Below are 15,993 nucleotides of genomic sequence, written 5' to 3'. Positions count from 1 at the left end.
AACTTTTGCTGGGCTTTGGCTTATGACTCGAGGGGTTAGGCGCTGGAACTAGACACCATGAAATGTGGAGGCGCATCGTTCAGCCCCGACAACAAAAAAAAGAGAAGGGAAATCCCCTTCTCTTTACTCGTTTTTATCTTCTTCTTTATTATTTGAATCTTGATCTTCTGCATTATTAGTATTTGATTTCTTTTCTTTCATTTTGAAATATTCATCTAATATGCCACGTCCGATGTATTTGTTAACTGGAGCTTGGTCACTTTGCAGCCATGGAACAACAACGGCAAATGCGATTTCAGGATTATCATATGGTGCATAACCAATCAGTGTTAGGTTATATGTTTTTTGTGGCCCATTATATTTTTTACGATCTGGTCCATCATAAACTGACTGAGCAGTACCTGTTTTACCAGCTGGTTTGTAATCTGTTCCTTGGAAGTAAATATTGGCTGTACCGCCTACTTCATTGTATACCTTATAAAATCCTTCTTTAACACGATCAACATATGAGTCTTTCATGTCAATTCTATTTAAAATTTTAGGTTCGATTTCTTGTCTAACAACACCTTTGTCATTTCCAATTGAAGGCTGTCTTAATTCTTTTGCTATATGTGGTTGTACACGATAGCCTCCATTGGCAATTGTTGAGACATATTGCGCTAGTTGTAGTGGCGTGTAAGTGTCATACTGTCCAATTGCTAAGTCAAGTAAGAATCCAGGATTTCGAGTATCTGTTCCCTTAAACCCGATTGCCTCATTTGGTAAATCAACTCCTGTTTTCACCCCTAGACCAAATTGACTAAAACTATTTCGGAAAGTTTCAAAGGCTTTTGGATCTATATCCAGTGGTTGATTTTCAACGTAATGTCCCTTACCAATCGCAATCGCTGTTCGGAACATATAAACATTGGAAGATCGTTTTAAAGCATCTAAATCAGAAACCCATCCCATATTTTTATATGAAGCTTTTTGAGGTGTATCTTTTATTTTAATTGGAGTATCAAACAATCGTGTACCTGGACTAATTGCTTTTTGCTGGAAGCCAGTTAAAACAGTTGCACCTTTAACAGTAGACCCCATCTCGTAAGAAGTCGTCATGTTTCCAGTTGCAAAATCTTGTACTTCCATTTTACCTGTTTTTTTATCTTTTACGAGTTGTTTTCCTGACATTGCTAGGATTTCACCAGTTTTTGGATTCATCATTGTAACAAACGCTCGATCCAAATATTTACCATTCGATGTTTGTTTAGCTCTTAACAGTTCTGTTTTAACAATTTCATCTACCTTTTTTTGCAATTCAATATCTAGTGATAAAACAAGATCACTACCTGGTTCGCCTTCAGTGATTACTTTTGTATCAATTACATTCCCTTGCGTATCAACAACATTTTGTGCTTTACCTTTTGTTCCTCTAAGCACATCTTCATATTGTTGCTCGATATAACTTTTTCCTACACGGTCATTACGGTCATATCCACGTGCCAAGTAATAATCTACATTTTCAGCTGGCAGACCTTCTTTTTCCGATGTAATATTTCCTAAAATTGTTCGGAAAGTATCTTCATACACATAATCTCTTTCCCAATCAGTTGTAACATCGACACCAGGAAGCTCATCTAAATGTTCACTAACCATTGCATATTCAGGTTCCGTTACACCCTCACTTTTAATCGTTTGAGGTGTTAGGGCATATCCAACACTCATTTGTTTATAAATAGCTAGAATTTGCAAATCTTGCTTACTTAAGGATTTGATATCGTCTTCTGTAATTGCATCTAGTTGCATTGCATAATACTCTTTGTTATAAGACGCAGGGTCTTCTTCGTATTTCGCTTTTAATTTTTTATCTTCTTTTTTTGAAACAAGTTCTTTTGCTTCTTCAGGATGTGTTAGTAGCCAATAATCTTTTCGATCTCGTTCCATTATTTTATCTGTTGGCATTTTTAAATAGCTTGTTAATTTTGTTGCCATTTCTAATAGCTCAGCAGAAGTTGTCCCTTTTTTTCTTGTATACGTTATTGAACGAAGTGGTGTGTTATCTACCACAACCTTGCCATTACGGTCTAATATTTTTCCCCTTGGTACCGATTTATCAACTGTCATATTCTCTGTACGTTCTAATTCTAGTTGGTAGTCTTCACCTTTTACAATTTGAACAACGCCTAGTCTTAGAATTAATAAAGAGAATAATAAAAACACAAGAAAAAATAGTGTATTCAGCCGAGTTGGTAATTTAATTTTATTTTTCTTTGGTTTATTCATCTCTTCTCCTCTTTTATACTCTACTTATTGGTTTAACATTTAAGGGAACTATTTCTATATTCGATCTTATGTAGTTTCGTTAAGTAGGATCAAGTTCTAATTTCCTCATAACAAAATAAACCAAGAAATGCCCAACTCCAAAAATACAAATTAGGAAAGGGATAACTTGTTTTGCAGGAAAAAACGCTGTGAAAATAATAAATGCAGCTATTGAGAACATTCTTCCACTGTTTAAATACACTTCACGAATCACAATATATTCAACTCTATATTCCCTCGCTTTATACGATTTTCCTATTATATCATATGTTAAAGACAAGTAAGGTACTAAAATGATTGGATATGCCAAAGAAATAATAACGCCATAAATAATCAGTAAAGAAAATGTCACTTTAAATACAATTGTAAAAACGGCAGCAAATAAGAGAAACCCTCCAATAAATATTGCCTTTAGTCGATATTCCTCTTTAATGATTCGAGTAACAACATAATATGTAATAAAACTTATTAATGAAGTAATGAGCCCATACTTTCCAACAGCAAATTCACTACCTGTAGCTAAGTAAATATAAATTGAGATAACAAATAAAAAGATTCCTTCTCTGATCCCTTGAAAAAAATTAGCGTGTGTAACCCTTCTCCAATTATCATTTAATTTACGTTCTAAAATCACTCTTTTCAAATTGAACTCAGTATCTAGTTCTCTTCTGATCAAGAAGCAACTTAAAATCACTGCACAGATAAATAAAATAACTGCTGCCACAAAAACATAGGTATATCCCTTGTTGCCGATCATTGATGAAATAATTGCCCCAGCGATAAAAGGTCCAAGTATTCCAGAGAATGAACCAAGTAAACCCATAAAACCATTAAAAAACTGTCTTGTTTCAGGTTCTGTCACTTCAAATGTCAGTAAATTAAAGGATAGATAGTAACATCCATTTCCAATTCCTAAAATTGCCCCGATCAGTATTGTCGCAATCAAAGTATCTGTTTCAAATAGTAAAACAGCGATATAGAAAATTGCTAAAAATGATATACCGATTCTTAAAATAACGACCCGGTCAATATGTTTGGCTAACCTTCCTGCAATGATAAAAGTGAGTGCTTGAAAAAAGGCAATTGAAAATTGATAAGAAGCAATTGGTAAATAATCTTTGGATTGCTTCCATAAATAAACATTTACAAACGTATTCGATAATGCTGTTGCTAATGAAAATAAACCGCCAACACTTAATAATAATATTAAGTCTTTGTTTACCTTCACATCGCCGATTAAAAATTTCAACTTACTCATAAATACTCTCCTTTGTCCTAGGTCTAGTTTTTTCGAGAAAGTGAGAAATTATCCATTTTTTTGGCAATAAAAAAAACACTACCAAGAGTTTCTTAGTAGTGTTTTTAAGCTAATTACTTAGCAGCTTTGTATAATTCTTCTACTTTTGTCCAGTTAACAACGTTCCAGAAAGCACCTACATAATCAGGACGTTTGTTTTGGAAGTTTAAGTAGTAAGCGTGCTCCCAAACATCTAATCCAAGGATTGGTGTTTTACCTTCCATTAATGGAGAATCTTGGTTTGGTGTGCTTGTTACTTCTAACTCACCATTGTTTACTACTAACCAAGCCCAACCAGAACCAAAACGAGTTAAAGCAGCTTGAGTGAATGCAGCTTTGAACTCATCGAAGCTACCGAATTTAGCGTTGATTGCTTCAGCAACTTCTCCAACTGGAGCGCCAGTACCTTCTGGAGTTAATAAAGTCCAGAATAAGCTGTGGTTTGCATGTCCACCACCATTGTTACGTACAGCAGTTTGGATACCTTCAGGAAGTGCATCTAAGTTTGAAATTAATTCTTCAATTGTAGTTGCAGAAACTTCTTTACCCTCTAAAGCTGCGTTTAAGTTTGTAATGTATGTATTGTGGTGACGAGTGTGGTGAATGTTCATTGTTTCTTTATCAATATGTGGTTCTAAAGCATCATAAGCATAAGGTAATTGTGGTAATTCAAATTTTGACATTCGTAATTCCTCCCAAAAATATAGTAAAATTCAATTTAAAGTTATCAAATAAACCGAAAGATTTCAATAGTTATGCTCATAAATGGGAAAGAATGTTAAAAATAGTATCTGTTTGAATAAACTTTTTTATAAAATGTGCTAATCCGTCTCTTTTAAATGCTGAGATGATTTCTTAAATGTCACTCGAATCAGTGACATCTCCGCTTACATATATTACATTTATTCGAAAGTAACAAAACAAGCCTCCGGAAGATTATCCGCGAGGCTTTTTCTGATCCCATTCAGTAAAACTACTTACCAATTCACTTTCAAGGGGTAAATCATAGTAATTTGTTAAAATTTGATATTGCGTAATATACGATTCAAAATTCTTCTGATTGAACTCTTCTTTATGATACCTTCTCCATAATAATGGTTTATTCATAGCAGTAAATTTGTTAATAGCGCTTATAATCGATTGTACGTCCTCGTTAGACATCGGTTTTGGAAATCGACGTTTAATTGCGTGTTCATTCCGTTGACCGGTCGTATCGTATAATACTGCTGTTATTGAGCTATGCAACTTATCTTCTAAACGTTCTAAGTATAGGTCTTGACTTTCCGTTGGATACATACTAATCTCCTACCTCATTTTTTTATCACAAAAATAATACATTAATATTTATTGATTATCTACAAAAAAGCAAAAACAGTATAAATCATAATTCAAATAATACCAAAAGATCTAATGATTTTTATCTACTACTTTCCATCAACCACTCTGTTTATATATTCAATGAATTCGACTTGTGATTCCACGTTCTTACTAGAACCTCAATTTAAACAAGAAAAAACTCCAACGGAATATCCGTTAGAGTTTTTTCTTAAATCGGTAAGGAGTAAGAGGGATTCGAACCCCCGCGGGCTGTTACACCCCTGTCGGTTTTCAAGACCGATCCCTTCAGCCGGACTTGGGTATTACTCCATAATATGATTTGGTAGCGGCGGAGGGAGTCGAACCCACGACCTCACGGGTATGAACCGTACGCTCTAGCCAGCTGAGCTACACCGCCAAAATGAATAAGTATAAATGGCTCCGCAGGTAGGGTTCGAACCTACGACCACTCGGTTAACAGCCGAGTGCTCTACCACTGAGCTACTGCGGAATAATAAGCTAAGAAAAAAGTATTGTCTTTTAAGTGCTCGTCGCAGAAGTTTTTCATGAAGCATATTCTGCTCCTCGCAAAGCTACATCGAAGTTATTCAAGATGTTTACGCTTTGCTCTACCACTTAGCTACTGCGGAATAATTTAACATTTCCTTAAGACAATATTTAATTTAACATGTTTCCAAATTAACGTCAATGCTTTTTTTAACTTTTTTTATTTTTTTAAGTTAATTCGCTAATTTGGGTTAATCAGACTAGTTATAATCTTTACCAAACGAGGTTATAAAAGATCAATAATGAAGTTTTTCTAATATAAATGCTTACATTGTACAAAATTACCAAAAACATACATAATAACGTTGTAAAGAGATATAACATTATTAAGAAAGGATGAGTTTATGAATCTATTTAAACAATTTTGGTACAGCCTATACTCTCCCAAAACAATTGCAAAGTTCAGACTCCAAAAAATCGGTAAAACAATATTCTATTTATTTCTATTAGCGATTCTTTATACTCTTCCAGGTTTTTTTTCATTTGAGAAAGCTGTAAAACTCCAGGTGAATAATGCCTCAGATTTGTTAAAGGAAAACATCCAAACAATCTCCTTAAATAAAGGGATCTTAACGATAAATGATAATAAACCATTTGAACGTAAAATTGGTGACTTTAGATATGCATTTTATCCAAATGAAACAAGCCTACCCTCTTCAACTTCAAAGGATAAATATTCGATTACAGTCCTAAAAGATCGGGTTGTCATAAAAACTGATTCTGGAGAACAAGATTATCCCTACCTTTCATTAGATAAGACTGAAATTAATAAAGAGGATATTTCTAAATTTATTAAAAATGTCAAACAAGCTTTACCAGTTTTTATGATTGCATTGTTTTTCTTATTTTATTTGGGTTCATGTTTCTTTATTTTCATTGTCGCAACAATACTTGCGTTTATCACTGCACTATTTCACTCAGATAAGAACTTAACTTTTAGACATAGATTTGCAATGATTGCCTATAGCTTAACACTGCCAACAGTCATTTATTTTATTGTTGGACTATTTAATATTAACATCCCATTTCAAACAATCTTATTTATTATAATTTCTGCCGTAATGTATTCATTAACTGTTAAACAATTACCTTCAAAAAGATAAAAGATGTGTGTACTCACACTCTTTTATCTTTTTTTCGATTGAATCAAAAGATTTTTTCAAGCAAAGCTTATTTTTTACTAAAATTAAGTAGGTCACTTCTATACTTATATGGAATATAAAGAGTGGACAAGCATATAGTCTACTAAAGGAGTGATGTAAATGAAGAAAATTTTTTATTTCTTTGGCATACTATTAGTTATTTATATCGTGTTCTTTGACCTTCAAGTAGGTACAATCCCTACAAAACATATAAGCACAGTTGCAACTGTTTCTAAATCAAATGAGACGTCTAAATCTACTAAATCACTTCCAGACTTTGAAGAAATCCAAGTTAAAAATGGAGATACAGTTTTAGGTATTGTAGAGGAGCTTAATCCAGACTTTACACAACCTATTAGTCAAATTACGAAAGATTTCACTGAATTAAACAAAGGACTATCGCCAACAAAAATTCAAAGTGGAAAATCATATAAATTTCCACTTTACTCTTCTAATAAATAGAATTTGTGGTATATTTCTTTTTAGCTAGTTTATAAAAAGAGAAATCATGAAGAAAATATGATAATGTATAGTTGTACACAAACACAAAATGAAATTAGTTATTTTTGAAGGAGCGAGTTACTCGTGAATGAACTTACACATAGAAGTAAAACACGTGCAGTAAAAGTTGGTAATGTAGTTGTTGGTGGTGCAAATGAAATTTCGATACAAAGTATGTGTACTACAAAAACACATGATGTTGAAGCAACAGTTGCTGAAATTAAACGTTTAGAAGAAGCAGGTTGTCAAATTGTTCGAGTTGCGGTACCAGATGAACGAGCTGCAAATGCAATTGCTGATATCAAAAAACAAATTAATATACCACTTGTAGCTGATATCCACTTCGATTACAAATTAGCTTTAAAAGCAATTGAAGGTGGAATAGATAAAATAAGAATTAACCCAGGTAATATTGGTCGTAGAGAAAAAGTTGAAGCAGTAGTTAATGCTGCGAAAGCAAAAGGTATTCCAATTCGAATCGGTGTAAATGCTGGTTCTTTAGAGAAACGTATTTTAGATAAATACGGTTATCCTACAGCTGATGGAATGGTTGAAAGTGCATTACATCATATTAAAATTTTAGAAGATCTTGATTTCCACGACATTATTGTTTCAATGAAAGCGTCTGATGTAAACCTAGCAATCGAAGCTTATGAAAAAGCAGCTAAAGCATTTAGCTATCCTCTTCATTTAGGTATTACTGAATCTGGTACGCTATTCTCTGGAACAGTGAAAAGTGCAGCAGGTCTTGGTGCGATCATCAGTAAAGGGATCGGTAATACAATGCGTATTTCTTTAAGCGCAGATCCAGTAGAGGAAATAAAAGTTGCTCGTGAACTGTTAAAATCATTTGGTTTATCATCAAATGCAGCAACATTAATTTCTTGTCCAACATGTGGACGTATTGAAATTGACTTAATTAGTATTGCAAATGAAGTTGAAGAATATATTTCTACATTAAAAGTACCAATTAAAGTTGCAGTTCTTGGCTGTGCGGTAAATGGACCCGGAGAAGCACGTGAAGCTGACATCGGAATCGCAGGTGCTCGTAAAGAAGGTTTACTATTCCGTCACGGTGAAATTGTTCGTAAAGTTCCAGAAGCAACGATGGTTGAAGAATTAAAAATAGAAATCGATAAAATTGCTGCTGAAAAACTTGCTGAGCTAGAAGCTGCAAAAAATTAAGTAAATTGATATCAACAAAAAAACATACAAAACTCTCATGTTTTGTATGTTTTTTCTTTTAAATTGAATAGTCTTGCGGTATAAAAACTTTTAATTCATTTGGACGGACAAATACTCGCTCGCCTAACTCAATGTTTAATTTGATAAATAATTCATTCATTAATTCCACTTCTACATATTCTTTTGTATCTTCCCTTAACACTTCTACATAAACAATCGGACCAACCGCATGTATATGTGTCACAATAGCACTGATTGAGGTTTGGTTTGTCTCAAATTTTTCGATCGATATTTGATGTGGTCGGACGTATCCAGTCACTTCTTTATAATCATCTTCTTCTAATTCTGGCAATGGTATTTCTAAACCGCCACTGATTAAACTCCCTTTCTGAACCCGACCGTGGAATAGATTTACCTTCCCTAAGAAGTCATAAACAAATGGTGTTGCTGGGGAATGGTATACTTCTTCAGGTGTTCCAATTTGCTCAATCTTACCATTATTCATAATAACAACTCGATCCGCCACTTCAAGCGCTTCTTCCTGATCATGTGTAACGAATATACTTGTAATTTGGATGTCATCGTGAAGCTTTCTCAACCATCTTCTTAAATCTTTTCGAACCTTTGCATCCAAAGCACCGAATGGTTCATCCAATAGAAGCACAGTAGGCTCTACCGCAAGAGCTCGTGCTAACGCAACTCTTTGTCTCTGTCCACCTGATAGTTGTGAAGGATACCGTTTTGAAAAGTTTTCAAGTTTCACTAGCTTTAACAATTCCACTACCTTTTCTTCTATTTCACGTTTCTTTGGTCTCGTCGATTTAGGTCTAACATTTAGCCCAAATGCAATATTATCAAATACAGTCATATGCTGGAAAAGCGCATAATGTTGAAAAACAAAGCCTACGTTTCTTTCTTTCACCTGAAGCTGACCAACGTCTTGATCCTCAAATAAAATACTACCTTCATCTGGAATTTCTAGACCAGCAATAATTCTTAGCAAAGTTGTTTTGCCTGAACCAGAAGGACCTAATAACGCAACTAGCTCCCCTTTTTTCACGTCTAAATCGATCTGTTTTAAAGCAGATTCGTTTTCATAGTTTTTTATTACGTTAGATACTTTTATTGACATTCAATCCACTCCTACTGTTTTGCTTCTTTATGCGTTTTCCATTCAATGATATTTTTAATAAGCAATGTAAGTATTGCAAAGATAGACATTAAAGATGCCACTGTGTATGCTTCAGCGAAATGATATTCATTATATAAGTTTTCAATATGTAGAGGCATCGTAATGGTTTCACCTCTAATATGGCCAGATACAACTGAAACTGCACCAAATTCACCAACCGCTCTGGCATTACACAGGATCACACCGTATAATAACCCCCACTTAATTTTCGGAAGTGTAACCTTCCAGAAGGTTTGCCAGCCATTTGCTCCTAATGTCAATGCAGCCTCCTCTTCTGAACTGCCTGTTGCTTGCATTAAAGCAATAAGCTCTTTTGCAACAAATGGAAGGGTTACAAAAATTGTAGCAAGAACAATACCAGGAGTTGAAAAAATGATTTTAAGATTATGTTCTTTTAACCATTCACCGAAAACACCATGATTTGGACTAAATAGTAAAACAAAAAGTAAGCCAGCAACTACCGGAGAAACTGCAAATGGTAATTCAATTAATGTTAGTAATAAGTTTTTACCTTTAAAATGAAACTTCGTTGTTGCCCACGCAATCGCAATTCCAAACACTGCGTTAAGCGGTACTGTAATGATCGTCACTATGAAAGTTAATTTAATCGCAGCAATTGTATCTTCGTTCACCACTGCTGCTTTATAAACTTCAAACCCTTCACTTAGCGCTTTTATAAAAATGGAAATCAGAGGTAGAAATAGAAATAATGATAAAAATAAGATGACGATTGCAATTAAAATAAACTGAATGAGATTCCCATTCCCTTTCTTTTTGTCCGAAGGTTTTAAGATTGTTGCTTGTTCAATCTTTATATTTCCTTGCATCCAATCATTTCCTCCCTTCAATGTCTACCGCTCTACCCGCGTATCTCTGGAATACACTAATAATGAATAAAAGGATAAATGAAATGACTAATAAAACAATAGCAAGAGCAGTTGCACCTGCATAATCATACTGTTCTAATTTAGTCATAATTAATAAAGGGGTAATCTCGGTTTTCATCGGCATATTTCCAGATATAAATACGACCGAACCATATTCGCCTAAAGATCTAGCAAATGCTAAAGAAAAACCAGTTAGTAAAGCTGGTAAAATCCCGGGAAATATAACCTTCCAAAATATTTGAAATCGGTTCGCACCTAGACTAGCTGCTGCCTCTTCTACTTCGCTTTGGAAATTTTCTAATACAGGCTGAACCATTCTCACAACAAACGGCAGACCTATAAATGTTAACGCAATGATAATTCCTAGTGGAGTATAGGCAATTTTAAACGATACAAATTTACCGACCCAGCCTTCCTGAGAGTATAAAGTCGTTAATGTAATACCTGCTACTGCAGTAGGTAAGGCAAAAGGCAAATCAATAAAAGCATCTACTATTCTTTTCCCTGGAAAACGATAACGAACTAATACCCACGCCACTAATAATCCAAAAACTGCATTCAAAATTGCTGCAACGAATGCAGTACCAAAACTTACTTTATAACTTGCCATAACACGTGGATCTGTAACAATATCAATAAATTTTGACCAACCAATATCAAGTGTATTTAAAAACAACATAGAGATTGGTAGTAAAATAAAAAAACTTATATAGAAAATAGAAAATCCAAAGGTTAATCCAAAACCTGGCAGGACTCTATTTTTTTTACTAAATAATTTCAATGTAGGCCATACCTCCTGAAAATAAAAAAATGAAATAAAGAAAACTCGAATTTGACAAGCAGCCATTGCATCATCAAATTCGGAGCATTCTTTATTTTTGAATTCTACTAAACTCTTTTTAATTTAATTAAAAAGTATACTAGTTTATTGATAGATTTGATCAAAAATTCCGCCGTCACTAAAATGCGTGGTTTGTGCTTTTTTCCAACCACCAAAGTCCTTATCAATCGTTAATAATGGTATCGTTGGATATTGATCACTGTATTTTGTAAGTATTTCTTGGTTTCTTGGTCGATAATAATTTTCTGCAATGATTTGTTGACCTTCATCACTATATAAGTAATTTAAATAACTCTCCGCAACTTTCTTTGTATCATCATCTTTAATATTCTTATCAACAATCGCGACTGGTGGTTCTGCTAAAATACTAATTGAAGGATATACAATTTCATACTTTCCTTCTCCTAACTCTTTAACAGAAAGTAAAGCTTCATTCTCCCAAGCTATTAAAACATCACCAATTCCTTTTTCAACGAATGTTGTCGTAGACCCACGCGCACCAGTATCTAAAACGGGTACATTCTTATATAATTTTGCAATGAATTCTTTTACCTTCTGCTCATCTCCGTTAAATTTCTTTTCCGCAAATCCCCATGCAGCTAAGTAATTCCATCTCGCACCACCAGATGTTTTCGGATTTGGCGTTATAACTTCAATACCTTTCTTTGTTAAATCGTCCCAATCTTTAATACTCTTTGGATTGTCTTTTCTTACTAAAAAAACAATTGTTGAAGTATACGGTGTAGAATTATATGCAAATTCACTTTGCCAATCCGGAGAAATTAATTCTGCTTGTTCATTAATCGAATCAATATCATACCCAAGTGCCAATGAAACAACATCAGCATCTAATCCATCGATAACCGCTCTAGCTTGTTTCCCAGAACCGCCATGTGATTGTTTAATCGTTACCGTTTGATCGTGTTCATCTTTCCATTTTTTACTAAAAGATTTATTAAACTCTTCATAAAGTTCACGAGTTGGATCATAGGATACATTTAGAATTTCAATGTTTTTAGAATCAGTAATTGTATTTACTGCCTTTTTATCATCTTTTAATGTTGTATATAAAATACCTGCTATAACGACTACCGCTACTGTTGAACTGATTAACCATTTTTTTGCGCTCATATTTTTCTCCTCTCAAGTTCCAGTACTAATTAATGTCGTTGCACCTTTTTGAACTTCAACACATATCAATCTCCCCTTTTAAGGCGCAAATGCAAAAAGACCCTTAACTATATTGAATAGTTAAGGGCCTTTGGTCTTCCAATCAGCCATATATTTATTTAATAGCTTAATAATAAACAGAGTATTCCTATGTGTCAACTATGTTTTTGGATAATTAAAAAAATTTTTTCATTTTACAACATTTCATTTCTAAGTCATTGTATACTCTATATAATTTATCATTAAACAACTTGTTCATGAGGAGGTATGAAATGGATATTGAAAGATACTTCGAGCACATCGGTATCAAAAAACCAACATCAACTTCATTTGAAGCATTGAAAGAAATACATAAGTCTCATTTACTAACAGTACCTTTTGAAAATCTTGATATTATAAATGGTGAACCACTTAGTATGGAGCCTACTTTTATAATGAACAAGATTATTTATAACAATCGCGGTGGAATTTGTTTTGAAACGAATACTTTACTTGCCAACATCTTAAATGAACTAGGATTCAACGTACAAACTGTGTCTGCAAAATTTTGGAATGATGAAAAACAAGAATGGAATCCAGATTTTTCACATCTAGCATTAATTGTGAGGATTGAAGGATACTTGTATTTAGCTGATGTTGGTGTCGGTGGAGGTTTTTTAGAACCAATATTATTGGAACATAACCATGAATATTCTGACTCAAATGGCGCTTATCGTGTAATCAACATCACAGATACTACATATATACTCCAAAAGCTAGAGGAATTGATTTGGAAGGATTTACTATTCATTTCTACTGAATGTAAACAATTACATCAATTTGAAGAGCAATTTTTATATTATCAAACTAGTGATGAAACCATTTTTACAAAAAATAAAATAGTTAATCGTTTAACAAATGACGGACGAATTACTTTATCAGATCATCAATTAAAAATAACGAAAAATCATATTGTAACGATTACAGAATTTGATTCCGAGGAAGAGTGGCTCAAAATTTACAATGACATTTTCCAACCATCTAAGTCATGTAAAAATGTGTAAAATTTTTCACTTTTTTAGAGAGCATATAATGCATTCAACCAATGCTAAATTGAAATAAAAATCTTTATGACCTACTTACATTTAAACTAAATGCTAAAACTTGAGTAAAACTTTACTTAATGAAGCATATTAAAGTTAAAATTGTGAGGAGGATGAATATGGAAGAAAAGCGAAAAAACCAACCATTTATTAATGAAAGAAGAGAAGATGAAATTAGTAAAATAAATGAAGCTTCTAAAAATAACACACCAACACCCAATCCTAAAGATTATGAAGAAATTGAATATTAATCAAAAAAAACCTTCAATTTATCTGAAGGTTTTTTCTCTGCTTTCTACTCTAATCCTATTCCACTTTCAATACAAATGCATAATATGCATCTCCATTTGAGATATTTTGTCTATTTTCATCCATCCACCAAGCACTAAAAGCATAATAATAAATCCCTTTTTCTTTTGGTGCTGAAAATATATATTTTTTGATTTTTACGCTTTTTTCCGCTTCCTCATTCAAAACAGTCAAATTATATTCATCAGGTTTCAAATTGGACTTTACTCTAATTTCAATTTTTTCATTGGGCTGAACAACAATCGGTTCTTCACCTTTTAAAAGTTCAATTGCTCCAGCATTGTCTACACATTTATGGCTCATTAAACCTTTCCAACAATATGTTCCTAATTTCGTATTATACATTTGATCACCAACAAATATTTTCATTTTTGGTGGCTTCCCAGTCACGTAAGAGATATTAGAATAGCAGACATAGATTAAAAGTATCGCAATGATGATCATACTCACTAATAGTCTCTTGTTCAACGTAACACCAACTTTCACATTTAGAACATTATATGATTCTTACTACAATTTTAATCATTTTGGTGTGATAACTCTTTACTAATTTTACAAATCATTTCTTCAACTATCATTGGTACTTCTACAAAAGCGCTTTTCATATGTACCCGCTCTGTACGTTTATGTGCATCTTTACCGAATGGTCCAATATTTAAAACTGGTGCATCCAAATTCTTCATGATGTCAAAAGGTAAAGTATAGGAATCACCCCATACAGGTGTATTCACCTCAAATGAAGTCCAGCCTTCATTTGTATCTGAATAATTTACATAGCTCAAATCACAAATACCATTAAAATAGTGAATTCTTTTTACTGTTAGATCACATTTTACTAATGCTTTTTCAGTTACAAAATCAATACACTGTTCAACCAGTTCATTTCCAGTAGAATTTACTGCTGGATAATATGGTGGAGCAAATAAAATGATCATTGTCGGTGCGAGTTCTTGACATTGAATCATCAATTTGTCGGCAATCCGGAAAGATCTCTCACGGTCATCCCAATCGTCACGACTTTGAACTTCTTTTTTTATTTTCTCAACATACTCAGTACCATACTTATTTGTGGCATAAGTTAGTAACTCACTATATCTTGTTACACTTACTTTACCAATCGGATTTACATTATGTATTTTACATACTTTCCTATATTCTTCATTACATTCATTAGCTGCTTCGATTGAAATTTGCTCAAACAGATCCATAATTTCAGCAGCATTTCGCTTCATTAAAAATACATTGTAAAGTGCAGCTGTCCTATATGGTGTTTGCGTAGAATATTCTAATTTCAAATCTTTTTGCTGTAACGTAACTGGCAATGGTGTGTGTTCACCAAAGGAAGTTTCTTGAAATTTCATATTCCACTCCATTTTTTTTGTTAAAAATGATGCAATATATGGTGAAGTTAAGCCACTAAGTGGTTCACCAGCATGAGTTTCCTTTCCATAAAAAAGAGCAGCAGGCATGATTTTTCCAATTGTTCCTGAATATATATAATACTTTGGATCACCTGGTTCTTGTGAAAATACAGGTTCTCCATTTAAAAATAACTTATATTTTATGCCGTATTCCTCTTTCATTGAATGAAGAGTTGTTACAGCAGATCGCATTCCAGCAGAATTCACTTCCTCATCTGGAACAGTCAGAAGAAGCAAGTTAATCGGCCAATTTTCTACTGTCGCTTTCTCAACGAGACTCATATGCATTGCTAGTCCCATTTTCATATCCATTGTTCCTCGACCAAATAAATATTCACCAGACAATAAATCCTTTTGTACCTCTTCGGTAAATTCATTTAACTGCTTGGCAAATACCTTAGTTAATTCTTCCGGTTCGGTTGCCAACGCTTCAAAATCACCATACTCTTCAGTGTTTACAGTATCAAAATGACTGATTAAACAAATCGTTTCCTTTGCTTCGGGATGTTTATACAGAGCCGTTACATATTTTCGCCCTAAATCAGTGTCATGAAGGGACAGATACTCTGGATATTTTTGAAAATAATCCAATTCAAATAACTCTTCTTGAAGCTTAAATGAAAATTGTCGCTCACCTTCAGTCAAAGTCATACTCTTCCAGCTTACTAGTTTAATTAGTAAATTTTTCAAGTCCTCAGGAGTACCCCATTTTAAGTTATTCATTACATTTCCCCCTATTATGATGATGCAATTAGTGTCCGATTCTTTTATTTAATTGGCT

At 33.5% G+C, this 15,993-nt stretch carries 15 protein-coding genes and 3 tRNA genes; 5 read left to right on the top strand and 13 right to left on the bottom strand.

Features of this window, described 5'->3' with window-relative positions:
- Window positions 1-123 precede the first annotated feature (123 nt).
- From CAB05_RS05980 to CAB05_RS05950, 7 genes are all read right to left on the bottom strand, one after another.
- Window positions 124-2,262, bottom strand: coding sequence for a peptidoglycan D,D-transpeptidase FtsI family protein (locus tag CAB05_RS05980; protein WP_087998919.1), 2,139 nt, complete (start codon window positions 2,260-2,262; stop codon window positions 124-126).
- 79 nt (window positions 2,263-2,341) lie between these two features.
- Entirely contained in the window at window positions 2,342-3,559 is a 1,218-nt protein-coding gene (locus tag CAB05_RS05975; protein ID WP_087998918.1) for an MFS transporter, read from the bottom strand.
- A 113-nt stretch (window positions 3,560-3,672) separates the two neighbouring features.
- On the bottom strand, window positions 3,673-4,281 hold the full coding sequence (locus CAB05_RS05970) for a superoxide dismutase (protein ID WP_087998917.1): 609 nt from the start codon (window positions 4,279-4,281) through the stop codon (window positions 3,673-3,675).
- Window positions 4,282-4,534: 253 nt separating this feature from the next.
- The gene (locus CAB05_RS05965; RefSeq protein WP_087998916.1) at window positions 4,535-4,894 is read right to left on the bottom strand and encodes a hypothetical protein; all 360 of its coding nucleotides are present in this window, start codon (window positions 4,892-4,894) and stop codon (window positions 4,535-4,537) included.
- 261 nt (window positions 4,895-5,155) lie between these two features.
- Window positions 5,156-5,245 (bottom strand) — tRNA-Ser (locus CAB05_RS05960).
- Between the two features lie 11 nt (window positions 5,246-5,256).
- A tRNA-Met gene (locus CAB05_RS05955) sits at window positions 5,257-5,333 on the bottom strand.
- 18 nt (window positions 5,334-5,351) lie between these two features.
- A tRNA-Asn gene (locus tag CAB05_RS05950) sits at window positions 5,352-5,426 on the bottom strand.
- 400 nt (window positions 5,427-5,826) lie between these two features.
- On the opposite strand from CAB05_RS05950, the gene CAB05_RS05945 reads away from it, so the two are divergent.
- The 3 genes from CAB05_RS05945 (at window position 5,827) to ispG (ending at window position 8,310) form a co-directional block, all read left to right on the top strand.
- The gene (locus CAB05_RS05945; RefSeq protein ID WP_087998915.1) at window positions 5,827-6,585 is read left to right on the top strand and encodes a DUF1189 domain-containing protein; all 759 of its coding nucleotides are present in this window, start codon (window positions 5,827-5,829) and stop codon (window positions 6,583-6,585) included.
- A 159-nt stretch (window positions 6,586-6,744) separates the two neighbouring features.
- Window positions 6,745-7,086, top strand: coding sequence for a protein YqfZ (yqfZ, locus tag CAB05_RS05940; protein ID WP_087998914.1), 342 nt, complete (start codon window positions 6,745-6,747; stop codon window positions 7,084-7,086).
- 123 nt (window positions 7,087-7,209) lie between these two features.
- On the top strand, window positions 7,210-8,310 hold the full coding sequence (gene ispG, locus CAB05_RS05935; RefSeq protein WP_087998913.1) for a flavodoxin-dependent (E)-4-hydroxy-3-methylbut-2-enyl-diphosphate synthase: 1,101 nt from the start codon (window positions 7,210-7,212) through the stop codon (window positions 8,308-8,310).
- 58 nt (window positions 8,311-8,368) lie between these two features.
- Here ispG and CAB05_RS05930 read toward each other — a convergent pair whose 3' ends face one another.
- The 4 genes from CAB05_RS05930 to CAB05_RS05915 form a co-directional block, all read right to left on the bottom strand.
- A complete protein-coding gene (locus CAB05_RS05930) occupies window positions 8,369-9,442 on the bottom strand; it encodes a sulfate/molybdate ABC transporter ATP-binding protein (protein ID WP_087998912.1) in 1,074 nt (357 codons plus the stop codon).
- 11 nt (window positions 9,443-9,453) lie between these two features.
- The gene (gene cysW, locus CAB05_RS05925) at window positions 9,454-10,329 is read right to left on the bottom strand and encodes a sulfate ABC transporter permease subunit CysW (RefSeq protein ID WP_087998911.1); all 876 of its coding nucleotides are present in this window, start codon (window positions 10,327-10,329) and stop codon (window positions 9,454-9,456) included.
- Window positions 10,330-10,333: 4 nt separating this feature from the next.
- Window positions 10,334-11,170 carry a sulfate ABC transporter permease subunit CysT gene (gene cysT / locus CAB05_RS05920; RefSeq protein ID WP_235821379.1) on the bottom strand — a complete coding sequence of 279 codons (837 nt, stop codon included), beginning with the start codon at window positions 11,168-11,170 and terminating at the stop codon, window positions 10,334-10,336.
- A gap of 144 nt (window positions 11,171-11,314) precedes the next feature.
- The gene (locus tag CAB05_RS05915) at window positions 11,315-12,361 is read right to left on the bottom strand and encodes a sulfate ABC transporter substrate-binding protein (protein ID WP_087998909.1); all 1,047 of its coding nucleotides are present in this window, start codon (window positions 12,359-12,361) and stop codon (window positions 11,315-11,317) included.
- Window positions 12,362-12,672: 311 nt separating this feature from the next.
- Between CAB05_RS05915 and CAB05_RS05910 the strand changes: the two genes are divergently transcribed.
- Together CAB05_RS05910 and CAB05_RS22595 are read left to right on the top strand one after the other, a co-directional pair.
- Window positions 12,673-13,443 (top strand): arylamine N-acetyltransferase family protein, encoded by a 771-nt coding sequence (locus CAB05_RS05910; RefSeq protein ID WP_158093188.1) that lies wholly within the window; start codon window positions 12,673-12,675, stop codon window positions 13,441-13,443.
- Window positions 13,444-13,601: 158 nt separating this feature from the next.
- Entirely contained in the window at window positions 13,602-13,733 is a 132-nt protein-coding gene (locus CAB05_RS22595; RefSeq protein ID WP_268876384.1) for a hypothetical protein, read from the top strand.
- 55 nt (window positions 13,734-13,788) lie between these two features.
- Here the strand turns inward: CAB05_RS22595 and CAB05_RS05905 are convergent, their stop codons facing one another.
- Together CAB05_RS05905 and CAB05_RS05900 are read right to left on the bottom strand one after the other, a co-directional pair.
- Entirely contained in the window at window positions 13,789-14,160 is a 372-nt protein-coding gene (locus CAB05_RS05905; protein ID WP_142283055.1) for a hypothetical protein, read from the bottom strand.
- Between the two features lie 149 nt (window positions 14,161-14,309).
- Window positions 14,310-15,935 (bottom strand): M20/M25/M40 family metallo-hydrolase, encoded by a 1,626-nt coding sequence (locus CAB05_RS05900; protein WP_087998906.1) that lies wholly within the window; start codon window positions 15,933-15,935, stop codon window positions 14,310-14,312.
- Between the last annotated feature and the right edge of the window lie 58 nt (window positions 15,936-15,993).

The organism is Gottfriedia solisilvae (genome assembly GCF_002128405.1).
GTDB lineage: Bacteria > Bacillota > Bacilli > Bacillales > Bacillaceae_G > Gottfriedia > Gottfriedia solisilvae.
This window is presented reverse-complemented; position numbering and strand designations above follow the sequence as displayed.

Coding starts and splice junctions, on each gene's coding strand:
- CAB05_RS05980 (WP_087998919.1), bottom strand. CDS start 2,262: ATGAATAAACCAAAGAAAAATAAAATTAAATTACCAACTCGGCTGAAT.
- CAB05_RS05975 (WP_087998918.1), bottom strand. CDS start 3,559: ATGAGTAAGTTGAAATTTTTAATCGGCGATGTGAAGGTAAACAAAGAC.
- CAB05_RS05970 (WP_087998917.1), bottom strand. CDS start 4,281: ATGTCAAAATTTGAATTACCACAATTACCTTATGCTTATGATGCTTTA.
- CAB05_RS05965 (WP_087998916.1), bottom strand. CDS start 4,894: ATGTATCCAACGGAAAGTCAAGACCTATACTTAGAACGTTTAGAAGAT.
- CAB05_RS05945 (WP_087998915.1), top strand. CDS start 5,827: ATGAATCTATTTAAACAATTTTGGTACAGCCTATACTCTCCCAAAACA.
- yqfZ (WP_087998914.1), top strand. CDS start 6,745: ATGAAGAAAATTTTTTATTTCTTTGGCATACTATTAGTTATTTATATC.
- CAB05_RS05930 (WP_087998912.1), bottom strand. CDS start 9,442: ATGTCAATAAAAGTATCTAACGTAATAAAAAACTATGAAAACGAATCT.
- cysW (WP_087998911.1), bottom strand. CDS start 10,329: ATGCAAGGAAATATAAAGATTGAACAAGCAACAATCTTAAAACCTTCG.
- CAB05_RS05915 (WP_087998909.1), bottom strand. CDS start 12,361: ATGAGCGCAAAAAAATGGTTAATCAGTTCAACAGTAGCGGTAGTCGTT.
- CAB05_RS05910 (WP_158093188.1), top strand. CDS start 12,673: ATGGATATTGAAAGATACTTCGAGCACATCGGTATCAAAAAACCAACA.
- CAB05_RS22595 (WP_268876384.1), top strand. CDS start 13,602: ATGGAAGAAAAGCGAAAAAACCAACCATTTATTAATGAAAGAAGAGAA.
- CAB05_RS05905 (WP_142283055.1), bottom strand. CDS start 14,160: ATGAAAATATTTGTTGGTGATCAAATGTATAATACGAAATTAGGAACA.
- CAB05_RS05900 (WP_087998906.1), bottom strand. CDS start 15,935: ATGAATAACTTAAAATGGGGTACTCCTGAGGACTTGAAAAATTTACTA.